Raw genomic sequence first — 19,793 nt, 5'->3', positions numbered from 1 at the left:
CAGCCTTCGGCAGCTCCTACATGGGATTTCATTTCACGCCCGACACATCGCGCGCATGTGAAATCAAACAGTGTAGGAGCTGCCGCAGGCTGCGATCTTTTACGATGTTTCAGGCAAACAACTCGCCCTGCAACTCATCAAGCAGCGCCTGGATCGCATCCAGTCGCTGTTGCGGATCGTCGAGTTGCAGCAGATCGATCTTGTCTTCTTCGGCGAACGGCAGCAGATACGCCAACTGATTGGCCAACGACTGCTGACCGAGCGCGTCAGTGCCCATGTTCAGCGCTTCGACCATCGGGTGTTCGGCCAGCGCTTTGAGCAGCGCGACCAGATCGGCGTCCTCGTCCTGCAGCGGTTGCTCGGGTTCATCGTCGAGCCATTCGACGTCGGCAAGAATCAACTGATCGCGCTGCACTTCAGTGCGCAACACGTTGAAACGCCGCCCGCCCTGCACGCGAATCCCCAGCAAGCCGTTGTCCTGTTGCTGGAAATCGGTGATGCGCGCCTCGCAACCGACCAGCGCATAGCCCTCCGGCGCCAGCCCGACTTCGCTGCCCTGCAGAATGCACACCACGCCGAAACCGCCGCCCTGCTTCATGCAGCGGCCGATCATATCGAGGTAGCGCGCCTCGAAGATCTGCAAGTCGAGGTTGCAGCCGGGAAACAGCACTGTGTTCAGCGGAAAAAGCGGCAGACTCATAGACATTTCCTTACACCACCATCGACACCGCCAACGGCAGGAACACCGCCGTGGCCACGCCCATCAGACTCATCGCCAGCGCCGCAAACGCGCCGCACTCATCACTTTCCTGCAACGCCACCGAGGTGCCGACCGCGTGGGCGGTCATGCCCAGCGCCATGCCGCGCGCTTCGGGGCTGTGTACGCCCAGACGGGTCAACAGCGCCGGGCCGAAAATCGCGCCGATCACCCCGGTGATCAACACGAATACCGCTGCCAGCGCCGCGACGCCGCCGATCTGTTCGGCGACCAGCATGGCGATCGGCGAGGTCACCGACTTCGGCGCCATGGTCATCAAGATCATGTGCTCGGCGCCGAACCACCAGCCCAACAGCACGCCCATGCCGGTAGCGACCACCCCGCCTATCACCAGCGTAGTAAAAATCGGCCAGAACAATTGGCGAATGCGCCGCAGGTTGAGATACAGCGGCACCGCCAGTGCCACGGTCGCCGGGCCGAGCAGAATGCTGAGGATCTCGGTGCTCTTGCGGTATTCGGCGTAGGTCAGGCCGCAGCCGACCAATACGCCGATCACCAACAGCATGGAGACCAGCACCGGTTGCAGAAAGATCCAGCGGGTTTTCTCGAACGCCGCCAACACCAGTTGATAGGCGCCGAGGGTGATGCCGATGCCGAACAATGGATGATGGATTACGGAGGCCCAGGCACCTTGCCAATCGAAGAGCATCAGGACTCCTCCGACGGCGGCGCGTGACGCTTGACCATGCGCTGCATCAGCACACCGGCGAAGGCCATCGACAAGACCAGCGACAACACCAGCGCACCGGCGATTGCCCAAAAATCAGCGGCAATGTCGCTCGCATACACCATCACCCCCACCGCTGGCGGCACCAGCAGCAACGGCAGATAACGCAGCAGACTGCCGGCCGCGAGGTTCAGCGGTTCGCCGACTTCACCGCGAATGATCAGGAAGATCAGCAACAGCAGCAGGCCGATAATCGGCCCCGGCAGCACCGGCAACAGCAAATGATTGAGTGCCGTGCCGAGCAGTTGAAACAGCACCAGCATGGTCAGGCCACGTAACAACATCCGACTTCTCTCCCCGTCTCTCTCCCGTTCATCGCCGGCATTATAAGCACGCCTGCGCTATGGATCGGCATTCGCCAAAAGCATGGTCAGTTGACCGCAGCAAATTGCCATGTTGATCTACAGTGGTTCGCAGGGCGGTCAAATCCCCGACCTGAAAAACTATAAAACCGATGAACCCAAGGAGAGTCTCAATGCCCTACGTTCCAGTTGCAGAGCTCAAAGATTATGTCGGCAAGGAACTCGGACGTTCCGAATGGCTCACCATCGATCAGGAGCGCATCAACCTGTTCGCCGAAGCCACCGGGGATTATCAGTTCATTCACGTCGACCCGGTCAAAGCCGCGCAAACGCCATTTGGCAGCACCATTGCCCACGGTTTCCTGTCGTTGTCGCTGATCCCGAAATTGATGGAAGACATCCTCGTCCTGCCGCAAGGCGTGAAGATGGTCGTCAACTACGGTCTGGACAGCGTGCGTTTCATCCAGCCAGTGAAGGTCAATTCGAAAGTTCGTCTCAAGGTCGATCTGGGCGAAGTGACCGAGAAAAAACCCGGCCAGTGGTTGCTCAAAGCCACCGCAACGCTGGAGATAGAAGGCTCGGACAAACCGGCCTATATCGCTGAGCCACTGTCGCTCTGCTTCGTCTAAGCGTTCCGGATGCGAAGCAGCGCACGCTGTTTCGCGTCACGTCTCTATATATGCGACGCATAGCTGCGGCATACTCGGTCGCCTAATTGCCCGGATCCCGCTATGCGCTCACTCGCTTCCCTCGCACCCATTGCCTTGACCCTGATGCTCACCGCGTGCGGCGACGGCGAATCGCTGTTGCCCCCGGATGCGCGTCTGCCGGACGGCGGACGCTATCGTGGCGAACTGGTCGATGGCTTGCTGCAAGGTCAGGGGCGCGTCGATTATCCCAATGGCAGTTGGTACGCCGGGCAATTCGACAAAGGTCAGTGGCATGGTCAGGGCGAATGGCACGGCAGCAATGGCGAGGTCTATCGCGGCCAGTTCCAGCAAGGCTTGTTCGACGGTCAGGGCAGCCTGACCACCAACGCCAGCAGCTACACCGGTGGTTTCAAACAGGGCCGACGCGACGGTGAAGGCACGCTGAAAGAAAACGCCATGACCTACCGTGGCGAGTTCAAGGCTGACCAGTATTCCGGACTCGGTCGTCTGGAAATGGACGACGGCAGCTCCTATCAAGGCCAGTTCGCCCACGGCAAACCCAACGGCGAAGGCCAGCGTGGCGACTCCAGCGGCAACACGTTCAGCGGGCATTTCGTCAACGGTCAGCTGGAAGGCAATGGCACGTTCAACAGCGCTGACGGTGACATCTACGTCGGCGGCTTCAAGAACAATCAATTGCACGGCAAGGGCCGCTACGAAAACGCTGACGGCGATGTCTGGCTCGGCCAGTTCAAAGAAGGCGCGCTGACCGGCAAGGGCGAACTGATCGGCGCCGACGGCAGCCATTACATCGGCTCGTTCAGCGATTGGCGCTTCAGCGGGCCGGGCCGTTTGAATCTGTCTGATGGCAGTTTCTACATCGGCGGTTTCGACAACGACAGCTACGCAGGGCGCGGCACGTTGGTGCTGACCGATGGCAGCGTCATGAGCGGCACCTGGATCAACGGCCAGCGCGTGCGTGACGCCGATGGCAAGCTGTTGCCCGACACCCTCGAACTCGGTTTGCTCGCGCAGGGCCGTTTGCTCGATGAAGCGTTGGCCGCCATCCCGGCGTCAACCCCGGCCGTCGAGTTGTACACGCTGACTCTAGGCGGCGACGGCAAGCAAAGCGTGTTCCTGCGCGAATCGGACTTCGTCGCCAATATGCTCCGCACGCGGTTCGGTGCTTATGGCCAGATCCGCTTGGTCAACCATCGCGACCACCTCGCCGACCGACCGATGGCCACCCGCGAGAACCTGCGCCGTGCCGCGCAAACCCTCGCTGAACGTACTGGCCCGGAAGATCTGCTGTTTATCTACCTGACCAGCCACGGCACCGCCGAACATGAACTGGTGCTCGATCAACCGCGCATGGAACTGGCCGACCTGCCCGCTGACGAACTCGCCGCTGTGCTCGCGCCGCTGAAAAACCGCGACAAAATCATCGTGATTTCCTCTTGCTACTCCGGCGGTTTCATCCCGGCGCTGAAAGACGAACGCACGCTGATCATGACCGCCTCGCGCGCCGATCGGGTGTCCTTCGGTTGCTCGGAAGAGGCCAATTTCACCTACTTCGGCGATGCACTGTTCGCCCAGGCACTGAACCAGACCGATGATCTGGAGCAAGCCTTCAAACTGGCCAAGGCCACCGTCGCCGAGCGTGAACTGGCGGACAATTTCGAAGCCTCGGAGCCGCAGATCTGGGCGCCGAAAACCGTGCTGTCGCACTGGCAAACGCTGCGCAAACAACAAGCAAGAAAAGCTTTGCAAAGTGCTGCATTGAACGACGGAGCGACAAAGAGCAACTAAGCTGAACAGTATCAAGGGAGAGACACTATGTACTTGACGCCTCAGCACGTATTGCTTGCCGGAGCCACCGGTTTGACCGGTGAACATCTACTCGACCGTTTGCTCAACGAGCCAACGATTTCTCGCGTGCTCGCCCCGTCGCGTCGGCCATTGGCGGAACATCCGCACCTGGAAAACCCGGTCGGCGATCCACAGGCGTTTCTGCCGCAACTCAGCGGCCGCGTCGATATCGCCTATTGCTGCCTCGGTACGACGATCAAACAGGCAGGCTCCGAAGCGGCGTTTCGCGCGGTCGATCTGGACATGGTCGTGGCGTTTGCCAAGCGCGCGCGGGAGATGGGCGCGCGGCATCTGATCGTGATCAGCGCGATCGGCGCGGATCCGAAGTCATCGGTGTTCTATAACCGCGTCAAAGGCGAAATGGAGCAGGCACTGCGCGCGCAGGACTGGCCGCAGCTGACCATTTGCCGGCCTTCGCTGTTGTTGGGCGAACGCACTGAACCGCGTCTGGCCGAGCAATTAGCCGGGCCGTTGTCGAAGCTGATTCCGGGTAAATATCGCGGCATCGAAGCGTGCCAACTGGCGCGGGCGATGTGGCGATTGGCGCTGGAAGAACAGGATGGGGTTCGGGTGATTGAGTCGGATGATTTGCGCAAACTCGGCAAATAATCTTCCGCCGCATGATCGTTCCCACGCTCTGCGTGGGAATGCAGCCACGGACGCTCTGCGTCCCAAAGCGTGACGCAGAGCGTCACCGGAGGCGTTACCACGCGGAGCGTGGGAACGATCTGTCTAACTACAATCCGCCTGTTGCCTGAAAACTCACGCCGATCACGGTAAGAAGCGACAACGGCAACAACAGCGTATCGAGCAACGCACTCCCCGGCAGATCCACACCCGGATAGCTCGGCGCTTCAGCCCCGAACCGATCCATCGCGCAGCATCCGCCATTCATCGCATACAAATCCAGCCGCGTCCCGGAGTACACCACTGGCGCCCCCGGTTTCGCCGCATCCAAGGTGCGCGCCGTGGCGCATCCGGTCAGCAACACCACCAGCCCGATCAGCAGCAGCTTATTCATCGCTGCTCAAATGATGCTCACCCCAACGCGGCAGCATGTCCTGCGGAATACCGAGCAGATTGAGAATCCGCGCCACAACGAAATCGATCAAATCATCAATCGTCTGCGGCTGGTGATAAAAACCCGGCGACGCCGGCAGAATGGTCACGCCCATGTTCGACAGTTTGAGCATGTGCTCCAGATGAATGCTCGAATACGGCGCTTCACGCGGCACCAGAATCAACTGGCGACGCTCCTTCAACGTCACATCCGCAGCGCGTTCGATCAAATTGTTGCAGGCGCCCGTGGCAATCGCCGACAACGTGCCCGTCGAGCACGGCACCACGACCATCGCTGCCGGTGCGCCAGAGCCCGAAGCCACCGGCGACATCCAGTCTTCCTTGCCATACACGCGGATCTGCCCGGCGGCCGCCCCTGTGTATTCGGTGAGGAACGCCTGCATCATCTGCGGTTTCGGCGGCAGCGTGACATCAGTCTCGGTGGCCATCACCAACTGCGCAGCCTTGGAGATCAAAAAGTGCACTTCGCGATCTTCGCGCACCAGACAATCGAGCAGGCGCAAACCGTACTGCGCGCCCGAGGCGCCGGTCATCGCCAGCGTGATGCGCTCCGGGCCGTTGCCCTGCGAAAAAGTGTTCATTGCAGCGCCTCGGCGAGTTTGCCGTGCAGGCCGCCGAAGCCGCCGTTGCTCATGATCACCACGTGCGTGCCGGGCTGGGCCTGGCTCTTCACGCGTTCGATGATGCCTTCCAGCGAATCGCTGACAATCGACGGCACGGTGCACAACGCGGCGGTGCCAGCCAGATCCCAGCCGAGGTTGGCCGGGGCGTACCAGATCACTTGGTCGGCATCGACCACGCTGGCCGGCAAGCCGTCACGGTGGGCGCCGAGCTTCATCGAGTTGGAGCGCGGTTCGATGATCGCGATCAGTGGAGCATCGCCGATGCGTTTGCGCAGGCCGTCGAGAGTCGTAGCGATGGCCGTCGGGTGGTGAGCGAAGTCATCGTAAATGGTGATGCCGCGCACTTCGGCGACTTTCTCCATGCGACGCTTAACGTTCTTGAACGCGCTCAAACCGGCAATGCCCATCGATGGCACCACGCCAACATGCCGCGCCGCTGCCAAAGCTGCCAAGGCGTTGGCAACGTTGTGCTGGCCGGTCAGTTCCCACTCGACAGTGCCTTGCGACACGCCTTCAAACATCACCTCAAATGCCGAACCGTCTTCGCTCAACAGTTTGACCTGCCACTGCCCGCCAGCACCGGTGGTCTGCACCGGTGTCCAGCAACCCATTTCGATCACCCGCTGCAAGGCAGGCTCGGTGGTCGGGTGGATGACCAGGCCTTCACTTGGAATGGTCCGCACCAGGTGATGGAATTGCCGCTCGATCGCCGGCAGATCCGGGAAGATGTCGGCGTGATCGAACTCAAGGTTATTGAGGATCGCGGTGCGCGGACGGTAGTGAACGAACTTCGAGCGCTTGTCGAAGAACGCGCTGTCGTATTCGTCGGCCTCGATCACGAAGAACGGCGTACCGCCCAGTCGCGCCGACACCGAGAAATTCTGCGGCACACCACCGATGAGGAAACCCGGGCTCATGCCGGCGTGTTCCAGCACCCAGGCGAGCATGCTGCTGGTGGTGGTTTTGCCGTGCGTGCCGGCAACCGCCAGCACCCAGCGACCTTGCAGCACGTGATCAGCCAGCCACTGCGGGCCGGAAACGTACGGCAGGCCTTTGTTCAGCACATATTCCACCGCCGGATTACCGCGCGACATGGCGTTGCCGATAACCACCAGATCCGGTGCCGGATCGAGCTGCGCCGGGTCGTAACCTTGCGTCAGTTGAATGCCTTGGGCTTCAAGCTGCGTGCTCATCGGCGGATAGACGTTGGCGTCGGAGCCGGTCACGTGATGGCCCAGCTCTTTGGCCAGAACCGCCATCGAGCCCATGAAAGTCCCGCAGATACCCAGAATATGAATGTGCATAGTCGACCTCGTAAAACATGGCCGCAGGTTAGCGTAGGGAGGGGGAAATCGCACTCTTTAGGTGATGGGGCGGGAATGGCATTTGTGTTCGGCTGTGGATTGTCGCCCCTCACCCCAGCCCTCTCCCGAGGGAGAGGGAGCCGATCTGTGTTGCTTTCATATCCAGAGTTCGGCTGGATAATTCAGGTCGGCGTAAATCGCCAGAACACCTCGGTCAGTCCCCTCTCCCGAGGGAGAGGGCGCCGATCTGTGTTGCTTTCATATCCAGAGTTCGGCTGGATAATTCAGGTCGGCGTAAATCGCCAGAACACCTCGGTCAGTTCCCTCTCCCTCTGGGAGAGGGCTAGGGTGAGGGCCTTCTAACTGACCCGCCGCTCAATCCCATGCTTACGCAGCTTTCTGTAAAGCGTATTACGGCTAACCCCCAACTGCTCAGCCGTATGCGTCATGTGCCAGCGCGTCTGTTCCAGCGTTTTAAGCAGCGCAACCCGCTCAGCATCTTCCAATGGATGCTCAGATACATCAGGTTGCAAAACCGCCACCCGCACCTGCCGAATCATCACCGGCAAATCCTCAAGCCCGATCCGCCCTTCATCACACAACGCCGCCAACGTGCGCAGCACATTACGCAACTGCCGCACATTCCCCGGCCAGTTGAACGCCAGCAACGCCTGCCGCGCCGGCTCTTCGATCAGGATCGTTTCGCCGCCCGCCTCTTCGGCCAGCAGAAAATCCAGCAACTGCGATTTATCACTGCGTTCGCGCAGCGCCGGCAACGCCACTTCCAGCCCGTTCAAGCGGTAATACAAATCCTCGCGAAAGCTGCCGTCCTCAACCCGCGCCAACAGATTGCGGTGCGTCGCGCTGATGATGCGCACGTTGACCGATTCCGGTTCGCCACCGATCGGCACCACCTGCCGATCCTCCAGCACCCGCAACAAACGCGTCTGCAAGGCCAACGGCATATCGCCAATCTCATCGAGGAACAACGTGCCGCCATCGGCCTGCTGCAACTTGCCGCGCATGCCATCCTTTCTTGCACCGGTAAAACTGCCGCCGCGATAACCGAACAGCTCGCTTTCAATCAGACTTTCAGGGATCGCCGCACAGTTGAGCGCGACAAAGGCTTTGTCCGAGCGCTGACTGGCCTGGTGCACAGCTTTGGCGAACGCCTCTTTACCCGAGCCGGTTTCGCCATTGATCAGCAGCGGCACATCCCGCTCGAACACGCGCAGTGCTTTGCGAAAGTCCGCTTGCAGCGCGGCGTCACCCAGGCAGATCCCGGACAGGCGCGGCGCTTCGATAATTTTTGCCAGCGGCATGATCGGCGCGGGTTTACGCGATTCACCGCGCAACACAGCAAACAGATGGCGCCCGTCACGGGTGCGCAGCGGCCAACTGGCGCTGGCATTCGCGCTGGCGCGGCCGAGCAACTCATCCAGCGAGCAATCGAAAAACGCCTCGACCGGTTTCCCGAGCAGCCCACCGCGAATATGCCCGAGCAGGTTCAGCGCACTCTGATTAACCGCGCTGATCCGCCCTTCGCCGTCAAACGCCAGCAAACCTTCGCTGAACAGCCCGACCGACTCGGCCTGCAAGTGGAAACGCAGCAACCATTGGTTATCGAAACAGCGCAGGAAGTAGCAGCTCTCGATCATCTTCGCCGACAGATTGACCAGCGCCATGGTGTGGAACTGGCTCTGCCGCGAGACATCGTGACGGGCCGAGGACACGTCGAGCACCGCCAGCAGTTCGCCATGCGGATCAAACACCGGGCTCGCCGAACAGGTCAGGCCGGTGTGGCGACCGCGAAAGTGTTCGTCCTGATGAATGGTCAGCGCCTGACGCTCGACCAGGCAGGTGCCGATGCCATTGGTGCCTTCGCAGGCTTCGCTCCAGTCGGCACCGAGCCAGAGGCCGGCACGTTCGAAAATTTTCCGTTCAGCGGGTGCGGTGACGCAATTGAGGATCACCCCGCGCGCGTCGGTCAGCAACACCGCGTGGCCGGCGCCGGAAAGCTGTTGATGGAGGCTGCTCATTTCATTGCCGGCGATCTGCAGGACTTGTTGCAAACGCTCACGGCTTTCGAGGACACGCCCGTGTTCAAGCACGGTCGGCGCGATGCTTAGCGCCGGGTCGAGGTGATAGTCCTCAAGACAGCGCAGCCACGACCGGGCAATCGACGGATCAGCTCCAGGCCCGTGCAGGTGCGGTTTGCCCTGACTGACGGTGAGAACCTGCTGGGCATGGCGACTCAAATGGTTGTCGTGCATTTCTTATTGTTCTCCATATTCCCCGTGTAGGAGCTGCCGCAGGCTGCGATCTTTTGATCTTGATCTGCAAAAAAGCAAAATCAAAAGATCGCAGCCTTCGGCAGCTCCTATAGGGGTTGCTGTGGGTTGAGCATCCTCCAGCTCACGCACCAATGCAATGCTGGCAAGACTGCCCGGTCACAGGCTGTGCCAAAAGCGGTACAAACTGTCACCCCGCCTGTACCGATAGCGTCACAGCGCCATTCCGCTCGTCCGACAAAAACCTGCCAACCCCTTGATTTCACGGCTCCGCGCGGCAGTGGCCCGACCCTTGCTCTACGCTTATAGCAAGCGCACTTGCGCGTTTCTCTAATAAGTACAAAGCCAAGGAGAACATCATCATGCGTTACGCTCACCCCGGTACTGAAGGCGCCAAAGTCTCGTTCAAGAGCAAGTACGGTAACTACATCGGCGGCGAGTTCGTCGCGCCTGTCAAAGGTCAGTACTTCACCAACACCTCGCCAGTGAATGGCCAGCCGATTGCCGAATTCCCGCGCTCCACTGCCGAAGACATCGACAAGGCACTGGACGCCGCTCACGCCGCAGCCGATGCATGGGGTTCCACTTCCGTGCAGGCGCGCTCGCTGATCCTGCTGAAAATCGCCGACCGCATCGAACAGAACCTCGAACTGCTGGCAATCACCGAAACCTGGGACAACGGCAAAGCCATCCGCGAAACCCTCAACGCCGACATCCCGCTGGCCGCCGACCATTTCCGCTACTTCGCCGGTTGCCTGCGCGCCCAGGAAGGCAGCGCTGCCGAAATCGACGGCAACACTGTGGCGTATCACATTCATGAACCGCTGGGCGTGGTCGGGCAGATCATCCCGTGGAACTTCCCGATCCTGATGGCCGCGTGGAAACTCGCACCAGCGCTGGCCGCCGGTAACTGCGTGGTACTCAAGCCTGCCGAGCAAACCCCGCTGGGCATCACCGTGTTGCTGGAACTGATCGGCGATCTGCTGCCGCCGGGCGTACTGAACATTGTTCAGGGCTATGGCAAAGAGGCCGGCGAAGCGCTGGCGACCAGCAAACGCATCGCCAAGATTGCCTTCACCGGCTCGACCCCGGTTGGCTCGCACATCATGAAATGCGCGGCGGAGAACATCATTCCGTCGACCGTGGAACTCGGTGGCAAATCGCCGAACATCTTCTTCGAAGACATCATGCAGGCCGAGCCGACGTTCATTGAGAAAGCCGCTGAAGGTCTGGTGCTGGCGTTCTTCAACCAAGGCGAAGTCTGCACCTGCCCATCGCGCGCACTGGTACAGGAATCGATCTACGACGAGTTCATGGCCGTCGTGATGAAGAAAGTCCTGCAAATCAAACGTGGCGATCCACTGGACACCGACACCATGGTCGGCGCGCAGGCCTCCGAGCAACAATTCGACAAGATTCTTTCGTACCTGGAAATCGCCAAGGGCGAAGGCGCCGAGCTGTTGACCGGCGGCAAGGTGGAAAAACTCGAGGGCAATCTGTCGACCGGCTATTACATCCAGCCGACCCTGCTCAAGGGCACCAACAAGATGCGCGTGTTCCAGGAAGAAATCTTCGGGCCAGTGGTGAGCATCACCACGTTCAAGGACGAAGCAGAAGCGCTGGCGATCGCCAACGACACCGAGTTCGGCCTCGGTGCCGGTCTGTGGACTCGCGACATAAACCGCGCCTACCGCATGGGCCGCGCGATCAAGGCTGGTCGTGTGTGGACCAACTGCTACCACCTGTATCCGGCGCATGCCGCGTTTGGCGGGTACAAGAAGTCCGGCGTGGGGCGTGAGACGCACAAGATGATGCTCGATCACTATCAGCAAACGAAAAACCTGCTGGTGAGCTACGACATCAATCCGTTGGGTTTCTTCTAAGCCCGACTTTTGATCGTTTAACGGCGTTCGCGAGCAAGCTTTGCTCCTACAGGGTTACGCAGGATCTGTAGGAGCATGGCTTGCCAGCGAAGGCGTCCTTAATAACACCACCCACAACATGCCTGGCCGCTCTGGCACGGCCCTTGCGTACCCGTCATTCAGGATTTGCAGAAAAACTGCCGCTGCGTGAACAGCCCCATCCACCCCAACCGCATCACCCGAAAGTCCAAAAAATCGAACAATAAAAAGACAGCGAGGACTTATGACTTCAACCACACAGCTCAAACCCACACTCGGCACCCTGCACCTCTGGGGCATTGCCGTCGGCCTGGTGATTTCCGGCGAGTACTTCGGCTGGAGTTACGGCTGGGGCACCGCCGGCACCCTGGGTTTTCTGGTCACGGCGTTGATGGTCGCGACCATGTACACCTGCTTCATCTTCAGCTTCACCGAATTGACCACCGCTATCCCACACGCCGGCGGGCCGTTTGCCTACAGCCGTCGGGCGTTCGGCGAGAAAGGCGGATTGATCGCCGGCATCGCCACGCTGATCGAGTTTGTCTTCGCGCCACCGGCGATTGCCATGGCCATCGGCGCCTATCTAAATGTGCAATACCCAGAGCTTGATCCGAAGATCGCGGCGGTCGGCGCGTATTTCGTGTTCATGACCCTGAATATACTCGGCGTCAGCATTGCTGCGACCTTCGAACTGGTGGTCACCGTACTGGCCGTTGCCGAGCTTTTAGTATTCATGGGCGTGGTGGCGCCGGGCTTCAGCTTCAGTAATTTTGTATTGAATGGCTGGTCGGGCTCCAACGAATTCACCATGGCCTCGATCCCCGGGATCTTCGCGGCGATACCGTTCGCGATCTGGTTCTTCCTCGCCATCGAAGGCGCGGCGATGGCCGCCGAAGAGGCCAAAGACCCGAAACGGACGATTCCCAAGGCTTACGTCAGCGGCATTCTGACCCTGGTGTTTCTGGCCATCGGCGTGATGGTCATGGCTGGCGGCGTTGGCGACTGGCGTCAGCTGTCGAACATCAACGATCCGCTGCCGCAGGCGATGAAAGCGGTGGTCGGCAATAACTCGACGTGGATGCACATGCTGGTGTGGATCGGCCTGTTCGGGCTGGTGGCGAGTTTCCACGGGATCATCCTCGGTTACTCGCGGCAGTTTTTCGCCCTCGCCCGCGCCGGTTATCTGCCTAAAGGGCTGGCCAAACTCTCGCGCTTCCAGACCCCGCACCGGGCGATTCTGGCCGGTGGCGTGATCGGCATGGCGGCAATCTACAGCGATGGTTTGGTTAACCTGCAAGGCATGACCCTGACCGCCGCGATGATCACCATGTCGGTGTTCGGCGCGATCGTGATGTACATCATCAGCATGCTCAGCCTGTTCAAACTGCGCAAAACCGAGCCGAACCTGGAACGCACCTTCCGCGCGCCGGGTTATCCGGTGGTGCCGGCGATTGCACTGTTTCTGGCGGTGGTGTGTCTGGTGGCGATGGCGTGGTTCAACACGCTGATCGGCTGTGTGTTCCTTGGCTTTATGGCCGCTGGCTATCTGTATTTCCAGTTGACCGCCAAGCAACGCGCCGATGCACCGACAGACGCTATGCTCGAAGGTATCTAGCTGACATATAAAAGTGCACAGCGCCCATTCAGGCACTGTGCTGGAACCCTGTAGGAGCTGCCGCAGGCTGCGATCTTTTGATCTTTTAAAAGCCAGATCAAAAGATCGCAGCCTGCGGCAGCTCCTACAGGGGATTATCGTTTACAGGAGGATATCGTGGCCGCATTCGCCCATTCCGTCGGCGCCCAGACCTATCGCTTCGACAGCCTCAAGGACGTCATGGCCAAGGCCAGCCCGGCGCGCTCCGGGGATTTCCTCGCCGGTGTCGCCGCGCTCAATGATGGCGAACGCGTGGCGGCACAAATGGCGCTGGCCGACATCCCGCTCACGCATTTCCTGCAAGAAGCGCTGATCCCCTACGAATCAGATGAAGTCACTCGACTGATCATCGACACCCAAGACAAACAGGCCTTCGCCGTGGTCAGCCACCTCACCGTCGGCGGTTTCCGCGACTGGTTGCTCAGTGACGCCGCCGATGAAACCAGCCTGCGCAACCTCGCCCCCGGCCTGACGCCGGAAATGGTCGCCGCCGTGTCGAAAATCATGCGCGTGCAGGATTTGGTATTGGTCGCGCAGAAGATCCGCGTGGTGACGAAATTTCGCGGCACTCTCGGCCTGCGCGGGCGCCTATCCACGCGTCTGCAACCGAACCACCCGACCGACGAACCCTCCGGCATCGCCGCGAGCATTCTCGACGGCCTGCTCTACGGCAACGGCGATGCGATGATCGGCATCAACCCGGCCACCGACAGCATTGCCTCGATTTGCGCGATGCTGGAAATGCTCGACGCGATCATCCAGCGCTACGACATTCCGACTCAAGCCTGCGTGCTCACCCACGTCACCACCTCGATCGAGGCGATCAACCGGGGCGTGCCGCTGGACCTGGTGTTCCAGTCGATTGCCGGCACCGAAGCGGCCAACGCCAGTTTCGGTATCAATCTGAATGTCTTGCAGGAGGGTTATGACGCCGGCCTGAGCCTTAATCGCGGCACCCTCGGGCAAAACCTGATGTATTTCGAAACCGGTCAGGGCAGCGCGCTGTCGGCCAACGCTCATCACGGTGTCGATCAACAGACCTGCGAGACCCGAGCCTATGCCGTGGCACGGCATTTCAAACCGTTTCTGGTGAACACCGTCGTAGGATTTATCGGCCCGGAATACCTCTACAACGGCAAACAGATCATCCGCGCCGGCCTCGAAGACCACTTCTGCGGCAAGCTCCTCGGCGTGCCGATGGGTTGCGACATCTGCTACACCAACCACGCCGAAGCCGACCAGGACGACATGGACACCCTGCTGACTCTGCTCGGTGTCGCGGGGATCAATTTCATCATGGGCATCCCCGGCTCCGACGACATCATGCTCAATTACCAGACCACTTCGTTTCATGACGCGCTCTATGCTCGCCAGACACTGGGCCTGAAACCGGCGCCGGAATTTGAACAATGGTTGGCGAACATGGGCATCTTCACGCAGGCGGACGGCAAGGTTCGCTTCGGTAACAATCTGCCGCCGGCCTTCCGCCAGGCGTTGGCGCAACTGGGATGAGTCGCATGGATAAACCGCCCGTCGATCCGCAAAACCCTTGGCTGCAACTGCGCCGCCTGACCCCGGCGCGGATTGCCCTTGGCCGCACCGGCACCAGTCTGCCGACCAGCGCACAACTGGATTTCCAGTTTGCTCACGCTCAGGCGCGGGATGCGGTGCATTTGCCGTTTGATCACGCGGGGCTCAGTGCGCAATTAAGTGAACGAGGGCGTGAGAGTTTGCTGCTTCACAGTGCGGCGCTGGATCGCAACAGCTACCTGCAACGCCCGGATCTGGGACGCAAACTCAGCGATGACTCGGCGCAAAGTCTTCGCGACTACTTGGCCGTGCACCCCGGCGGGGTCGATCTGGTCATAGTCGTCGCAGATGGCTTGTCGGCACTGGCAGTGCATCGCCACACGCTGCCGTTTATCACCCGGCTGGAAGAACAAATGAGCGGCGATGGCTGGTCAATCGCCCCGGTGGTCTTGGTGGAACAGGGTCGCGTCGCCATCGGCGATGAAATCGGGCAATTGCTCGGCGCGAAAATGGTGGTGATGCTGATTGGTGAGCGCCCGGGGCTCAGTTCGCCGGACAGCTTGGGGCTGTATTTCACCTACAACCCAAAAGTTGGTCTGACCGATGCCTATCGCAACTGCATTTCCAATGTCCGGCTGGAGGGTTTGAGCTACGGCATGGCGGCGCATCGCTTGCTGTACCTGATGCGCGAGGCGTGCCGGCGGCAGCTGTCGGGGGTCAACCTGAAGGATGAAGCGCAAGTTCAGACGCTGGCGTCGGATGCTGGTCAGGACATGAAAGGAAACTTCCTACTGGATCCGCCGCCAAACTGAACCGTTTCTGCATTGCGTTTCTGATCCTGTTTGAGGCAGGATCGATGCACGGCCGCCAGGGTTTACCGTCGCCGTCACAACACGTGAAGACAGCCACTTGAAGGACGAGACCTGACATGCGGATTATCCAAGCGACCCTTGAACACCTCGATTTGCTCACGCCGTTGTTCGTCAAATACCGCGAGTTTTATGGCTCCCTGCCTTATCCCGACTCGTCCCGCGCCTTCCTCGAAAAACGCCTGCGCCGCAAGGAATCGGTGATTTATCTGGCGCTGGCCGATGATGACGACAAGAAGCTCATGGGTTTCTGTCAGCTCTATCCGAGCTTTTCATCGCTGTCACTCAAGCGTGTGTGGATCCTCAATGACATCTATGTCGCCGAAGACGCGCGCCGACAACTGGTCGCCGACAATCTGATCCGCACTGCGAAGAAGATGGCCAAGGAAACCCAGGCTGTACGCATGCGCGTCTCGACCAGCAGCAACAACGAAGTGGCGCAAAAAACCTACGAATCGATTGGGTTCAAGGAAGACACCGAGTTCAAGAACTACGTGTTGCCGATCAGCGACGAGCTCTGAAGTCAAAAGATCGCAGCCTTCGGCAGCTCCTACGGGGCTGCGATCAACTCCCTGACAATTACTCACACACCGACATCCCTCGCTACAAAACCAACGCGCTTTTGATGTTTCAGGCCGTATAATCTCGAGCTTCCCAGCTTGTAAGAAAAACTACACCTCGCTGTAGGCTTACTCGAAGTTATCCGCACAGGCCTGCCGAGTCGGGCCGCCATACAGGTGCCTCCATGGATTTCAACCCGCTCGACCTGATCCTGCATCTCGACGTTTATCTCGATTTGCTGGTTAACAACTACGGGCCGTGGATCTACGCCATCCTGTTTTTGGTGATTTTCTGCGAAACCGGTCTGGTGGTGATGCCATTCCTGCCGGGTGATTCACTGCTATTCATCGCCGGCGCTGTAGCGGCCGGCGGCGGCATGGATCCAGTACTGCTGGGCGGTTTGCTGATGCTCGCGGCGATTCTCGGCGACAGTACCAATTACGTGATCGGACGAACGGCCGGCGAGAAGCTGTTCAGCAATCCGAACTCGAAAATCTTCCGTCGTGACTATCTGCAAAAGACCCATGATTTCTACGACAAGCACGGCGGTAAAACCGTAACACTGGCGCGCTTTCTGCCGATCATCCGTACCTTCGCTCCGTTCGTGGCAGGCGTTGCGCGTATGCCGTATCCGCGCTTCTTCGGTTTCAGTGTTCTGGGCACGATCCTCTGGGTGGGCGGCCTCGTGACGCTGGGCTACTTCTTCGGCAACGTTCCGTTCATCAAGAAGAACCTGTCGTTGCTGGTTGTTGCGATCATCTTGCTGTCTCTCATTCCGATGATCATCGGCGTGGTGCGCAGCCGTTTTGGCGGCACTAAAGCCCAATCGCACTAAGCGATGTGGTCGCTAAGCGCCTGGCGGCGTCGACGCATCCTCGCCAAGCACCCGATTGCCGACGACATGTGGCAACGGGTGCGCCACCACCTGAGTTTTCTTGACGGCATCACTGCTGCCGAAGATCAGTGGCTGCGCGAAGCCTGCGTCCTGTTCCTCGAAGAAAAACACCTGACCGCCCTGCCCGGCGTCGAACTGCATCAGGAACAACGCCTGCTGCTCGCCGTGCAGGCGCAATTGCCGCTGCTCAATCTTGGCGATCTGAACTGGTATCAGGGCTTCCACGAAATCGTCCTTTATCCCGATGACTTTGTCAGCCCGCAACGACACCGCGATGCCAGCGGCGTCGAGCACGAATGGGATGGCGAACACAGCGGCGAAGCCTGGCAGCAGGGGCCGATTATTCTCGCCTGGCCTGGGGTGATGGCCAGTGGTGGCTGGGAAGGTTACAACTTGGTGATCCACGAGCTGGCGCACAAACTCGACATGCTCAATGGCGATGCCAATGGCCTGCCACCGCTGCACGCGGACATGCGCGTCAGCGACTGGGCCGAGGTGATGCAGGCCGCTTACGATGATCTTGATGGTCAGCTTGAGCGTAATCCCGACGCCGAGACCGCGATCGATCCTTACGCGGCTGAGAATCCGGCAGAGTTCTTTGCCGTCACCAGTGAGTACTTCTTCAGCGCACCCGATCTGCTCCATGAGACTTATCCACAGGTCTATGAGCAGTTGCGACTCTTCTATCGTCAGGATCCATTGAGCAGGTTGCGGCAACTTCAGGCGAGCGACCCGGTCTATCAGGCTCACGACTAAGGTCTGCACGACCTTCAGGACTTTCGGTGAATGGCGTCGACGGCAGAATATGCCTATAATCGCCGCCACTTTTTGGTCAATCCGGCCAAGTGTTTTTGGTCAACTACGGGGGCAACGCCCAATGAGCTACAGCAAGATTCCGGCTGGCAAAGACCTGCCGAACGACATCTACGTCGCGATCGAGATTCCGGCCAACCACGCGCCGATCAAGTACGAAATCGACAAAGACAGCGATTGCCTGTTCGTTGACCGTTTCATGGCCACCCCAATGTTCTACCCGGCCAACTACGGTTACATCCCGAACACCCTGGCTGACGACGGTGATCCCCTCGACGTGCTGGTTGTAACCCCTTACCCGGTTGCGCCAGGCTCGGTTATCCGTGCACGTCCGGTTGGCATCCTGAACATGACCGACGACGGCGGCGGCGATGCCAAAGTCATCGCAGTGCCACACGACAAGCTGTCCCAGCTGTACGTGGACGTTAAGGAATACACCGACCTGCCGCCTCTGCTGATCCAGCAGATCGAGCACTTCTTCGCGAACTACAAAGATCTCGAAAAAGGCAAATGGGTCAAGATCGAAGGCTGGGCCGGTGCAGACGCCGCCCGCGAAGCAATCACCAAGTCGGTTGCTGCCTACAAGGGCTAAGACGCTTCGGCTCGCGTGATGCTTGAAGAAAACCCCGGATATCCGGGGTTTTTTATCGACGTGAGCCAGCCGCTTAAACAGGCTGTTTATCGCTCTCTTGATATTGTTGTGACCTGTTTAATTTCCCACAAGAACGTCTTACATCCCGTCGTAAAACTCAGCCTGCTTTTGAACGCTCGGTTTATTCAAACCGCTCTGGCACGGCCGTAGACTCCGTGTTTATGAGAAAGAACACGAGCGGTCCAAGATTCAAGGCACTCCTGGAAGCAGCGAACATCTCCACCACGGGATTCGCAAAGTTCTGGGGCACGGAAGCCCAAAATGTCCACAACTGGTACACCCGGGGCGTCCCGGCGTATCGCATGGAAGAGGTCTCACGCCTGCTGTCCGTGAACAGCGAATGGCTGAAGACTGGCGAAGGCCACAAGGAGTCGCCGCGTCTCCATGCCCCTGCCAGCAATGGCGACACCTTCGACGCCCAATCTGTGCGCGGCGTCTATACGGTCATTGATCCCAACGACATCGACCTGGTGTTTTTCAATGAGAAACCGCTCACCGATACCGGCAAAACACACGTCATCGAAGATACGGATCAATCCATCCGCCTGCTTCGCGCACAGCTGGATCAACTTGAAATAAAACACTCTGACGCTATCTGTGCACGCATGATCGGCAACAGCATGGCCGAGCGAATCGAAGACGGATCCATCGTTGCCATTGATCGAGGACTGACTCAGGTCGTCGATGGCGAGATCTATGCGATCGAACACGACGGGATGTTGCGCATCAAGTATCTGCATCGCATGCCGGGCAATGGCTTGCGCCTGCGTAGCCACAACAGTGCCGAGTACCCGGACGAGATCTTCCGTGCAGCGCAACTTGACGAGCAGCGGATTCATATTCTGGGCTGGGTGTTCTGGTGGTCGACACTGAGCAAGCGTCGGCCGGTGGTGCCGTTTCTCTAATGATCGTCAGTGCACAACGCTATTTCTGATGCTTTGACAGCTCTAATCCGCACTTCGGGCTGGGAATATGCGGTAAAAATCAGTATCCTTCGCCCCACATTTGCGCATCGACCCGTCCTGCGGTTCTGATAGCGCCCGACGCGGCAGACCAACCTCTGACCAAGTCCCACAGCCGGACGCAAGATCCGGGTGTACGTTTTGAAGGCTGGCGCGGTTTACCAAAAATGAACCAAGCCAGTCCCCGAGAAGCCGGCCACAAGCCGGCTTTTTAATGCCTGCCAGAAAGACACTCACCTGTTAATTCCCTCGCTGCTGGCTCACTTCGTCCTGTCAGGTTGCGGCGCGCTGGGTGGCGGCTGTCCATTGTCTTGTTAAAAGCGCTTTCGGTG

At 59.4% G+C, this 19,793-nt stretch carries 19 protein-coding genes; 12 read left to right on the top strand and 7 right to left on the bottom strand.

The annotated features are described in order from the left end of the window. Positions 1 to 109: 109 nt before the first annotated feature. From KFS80_RS20575 to KFS80_RS20565, 3 genes are read right to left on the bottom strand one after another with little or no spacing between them, the layout of a single operon-like run. The gene (locus tag KFS80_RS20575) at positions 110 to 700 is read right to left on the bottom strand and encodes an LON peptidase substrate-binding domain-containing protein (protein ID WP_053124190.1); all 591 of its coding nucleotides are present in this window, start codon (positions 698 to 700) and stop codon (positions 110 to 112) included. 10 nt (positions 701 to 710) lie between these two features. Then, positions 711 to 1,427 (bottom strand): LrgB family protein, encoded by a 717-nt coding sequence (locus tag KFS80_RS20570; RefSeq protein WP_053124192.1) that lies wholly within the window; start codon positions 1,425 to 1,427, stop codon positions 711 to 713. Continuing rightward, on the bottom strand, positions 1,427 to 1,789 hold the full coding sequence (locus tag KFS80_RS20565) for a CidA/LrgA family protein (RefSeq protein WP_212545739.1): 363 nt from the start codon (positions 1,787 to 1,789) through the stop codon (positions 1,427 to 1,429). Before KFS80_RS20565 ends, KFS80_RS20570 begins: the two co-directional genes overlap by 1 nt. A 191-nt stretch (positions 1,790 to 1,980) precedes the next feature. On the opposite strand from KFS80_RS20565, the gene KFS80_RS20560 reads away from it, so the two are divergent. The 3 genes from KFS80_RS20560 to KFS80_RS20550 all read left to right on the top strand — a co-directional run bounded on the left by KFS80_RS20560 (position 1,981) and on the right by KFS80_RS20550 (position 4,935). Next, positions 1,981 to 2,436: a MaoC family dehydratase gene (locus KFS80_RS20560; protein WP_034153755.1), complete on the top strand. Its 456-nt coding sequence runs from the start codon at positions 1,981 to 1,983 to the stop codon at positions 2,434 to 2,436. Positions 2,437 to 2,538: 102 nt separating this feature from the next. Then, positions 2,539 to 4,266, top strand: a complete 1,728-nt coding sequence (locus KFS80_RS20555; RefSeq protein ID WP_053124196.1) for a C13 family peptidase — start codon at positions 2,539 to 2,541, stop codon at positions 4,264 to 4,266. 27 nt (positions 4,267 to 4,293) lie between these two features. Then, positions 4,294 to 4,935 carry an oxidoreductase gene (locus tag KFS80_RS20550; RefSeq protein ID WP_053124198.1) on the top strand — a complete coding sequence of 214 codons (642 nt, stop codon included), beginning with the start codon at positions 4,294 to 4,296 and terminating at the stop codon, positions 4,933 to 4,935. A gap of 127 nt (positions 4,936 to 5,062) precedes the next feature. On the opposite strand, the gene KFS80_RS20545 is transcribed toward KFS80_RS20550, so the two are convergent. From KFS80_RS20545 to KFS80_RS20530, 4 genes are all read right to left on the bottom strand, one after another. Continuing rightward, positions 5,063 to 5,347: a YceK/YidQ family lipoprotein gene (locus tag KFS80_RS20545; RefSeq protein ID WP_053124200.1), complete on the bottom strand. Its 285-nt coding sequence runs from the start codon at positions 5,345 to 5,347 to the stop codon at positions 5,063 to 5,065. Continuing rightward, entirely contained in the window at positions 5,340 to 5,987 is a 648-nt protein-coding gene (ubiX, locus tag KFS80_RS20540; RefSeq protein ID WP_053124202.1) for a flavin prenyltransferase UbiX, read from the bottom strand. Before ubiX ends, KFS80_RS20545 begins: the two co-directional genes overlap by 8 nt. Continuing rightward, positions 5,984 to 7,333 carry a UDP-N-acetylmuramate:L-alanyl-gamma-D-glutamyl-meso-diaminopimelate ligase gene (gene mpl, locus KFS80_RS20535; protein ID WP_008083666.1) on the bottom strand — a complete coding sequence of 450 codons (1,350 nt, stop codon included), beginning with the start codon at positions 7,331 to 7,333 and terminating at the stop codon, positions 5,984 to 5,986. The genes ubiX and mpl overlap by 4 nt, the downstream gene beginning before the upstream one ends. A 359-nt stretch (positions 7,334 to 7,692) precedes the next feature. After that, the gene (locus KFS80_RS20530; protein ID WP_212545738.1) at positions 7,693 to 9,606 is read right to left on the bottom strand and encodes a sigma-54-dependent Fis family transcriptional regulator; all 1,914 of its coding nucleotides are present in this window, start codon (positions 9,604 to 9,606) and stop codon (positions 7,693 to 7,695) included. Between the two features lie 380 nt (positions 9,607 to 9,986). Here KFS80_RS20530 and exaC point away from each other — a divergent pair, with 380 nt between their 5' ends. From exaC to KFS80_RS20485, 9 genes are all read left to right on the top strand, one after another. Continuing rightward, the gene (exaC, locus tag KFS80_RS20525) at positions 9,987 to 11,507 is read left to right on the top strand and encodes an acetaldehyde dehydrogenase ExaC (protein WP_008083670.1); all 1,521 of its coding nucleotides are present in this window, start codon (positions 9,987 to 9,989) and stop codon (positions 11,505 to 11,507) included. Positions 11,508 to 11,769: 262 nt separating this feature from the next. Next, complete coding sequence (gene eat / locus KFS80_RS20520; RefSeq protein ID WP_212545737.1) at positions 11,770 to 13,140, top strand: ethanolamine permease; 1,371 nt, start codon at positions 11,770 to 11,772, stop codon at positions 13,138 to 13,140. 156 nt (positions 13,141 to 13,296) lie between these two features. Then, complete coding sequence (locus tag KFS80_RS20515; protein ID WP_212545736.1) at positions 13,297 to 14,691, top strand: ethanolamine ammonia-lyase subunit EutB; 1,395 nt, start codon at positions 13,297 to 13,299, stop codon at positions 14,689 to 14,691. Further along, positions 14,688 to 15,521 (top strand): ethanolamine ammonia-lyase subunit EutC, encoded by an 834-nt coding sequence (eutC, locus tag KFS80_RS20510; RefSeq protein WP_420851060.1) that lies wholly within the window; start codon positions 14,688 to 14,690, stop codon positions 15,519 to 15,521. The genes KFS80_RS20515 and eutC overlap by 4 nt, the downstream gene beginning before the upstream one ends. A 116-nt stretch (positions 15,522 to 15,637) precedes the next feature. Further along, entirely contained in the window at positions 15,638 to 16,099 is a 462-nt protein-coding gene (locus KFS80_RS20505) for a GNAT family N-acetyltransferase (protein ID WP_003228592.1), read from the top strand. Positions 16,100 to 16,323: 224 nt separating this feature from the next. Beyond that, positions 16,324 to 16,974, top strand: coding sequence for a DedA family protein (locus KFS80_RS20500; protein ID WP_053124211.1), 651 nt, complete (start codon positions 16,324 to 16,326; stop codon positions 16,972 to 16,974). A 3-nt stretch (positions 16,975 to 16,977) separates the two neighbouring features. Next, complete coding sequence (locus KFS80_RS20495) at positions 16,978 to 17,790, top strand: M90 family metallopeptidase (RefSeq protein WP_159814971.1); 813 nt, start codon at positions 16,978 to 16,980, stop codon at positions 17,788 to 17,790. Positions 17,791 to 17,911: 121 nt separating this feature from the next. Further along, positions 17,912 to 18,439 (top strand): inorganic diphosphatase, encoded by a 528-nt coding sequence (ppa, locus tag KFS80_RS20490; RefSeq protein WP_003205933.1) that lies wholly within the window; start codon positions 17,912 to 17,914, stop codon positions 18,437 to 18,439. 221 nt (positions 18,440 to 18,660) lie between these two features. Then, positions 18,661 to 19,404, top strand: a complete 744-nt coding sequence (locus KFS80_RS20485; RefSeq protein ID WP_053124215.1) for a S24 family peptidase — start codon at positions 18,661 to 18,663, stop codon at positions 19,402 to 19,404. Positions 19,405 to 19,793 lie beyond the last annotated feature (389 nt).

The organism is Pseudomonas rustica (assembly GCF_018336155.1).
GTDB lineage: Bacteria > Pseudomonadota > Gammaproteobacteria > Pseudomonadales > Pseudomonadaceae > Aquipseudomonas > Aquipseudomonas rustica.
Note: the sequence above shows the minus strand (reverse complement) of the source record. Positions and strands in the feature narration are given on the sequence as shown.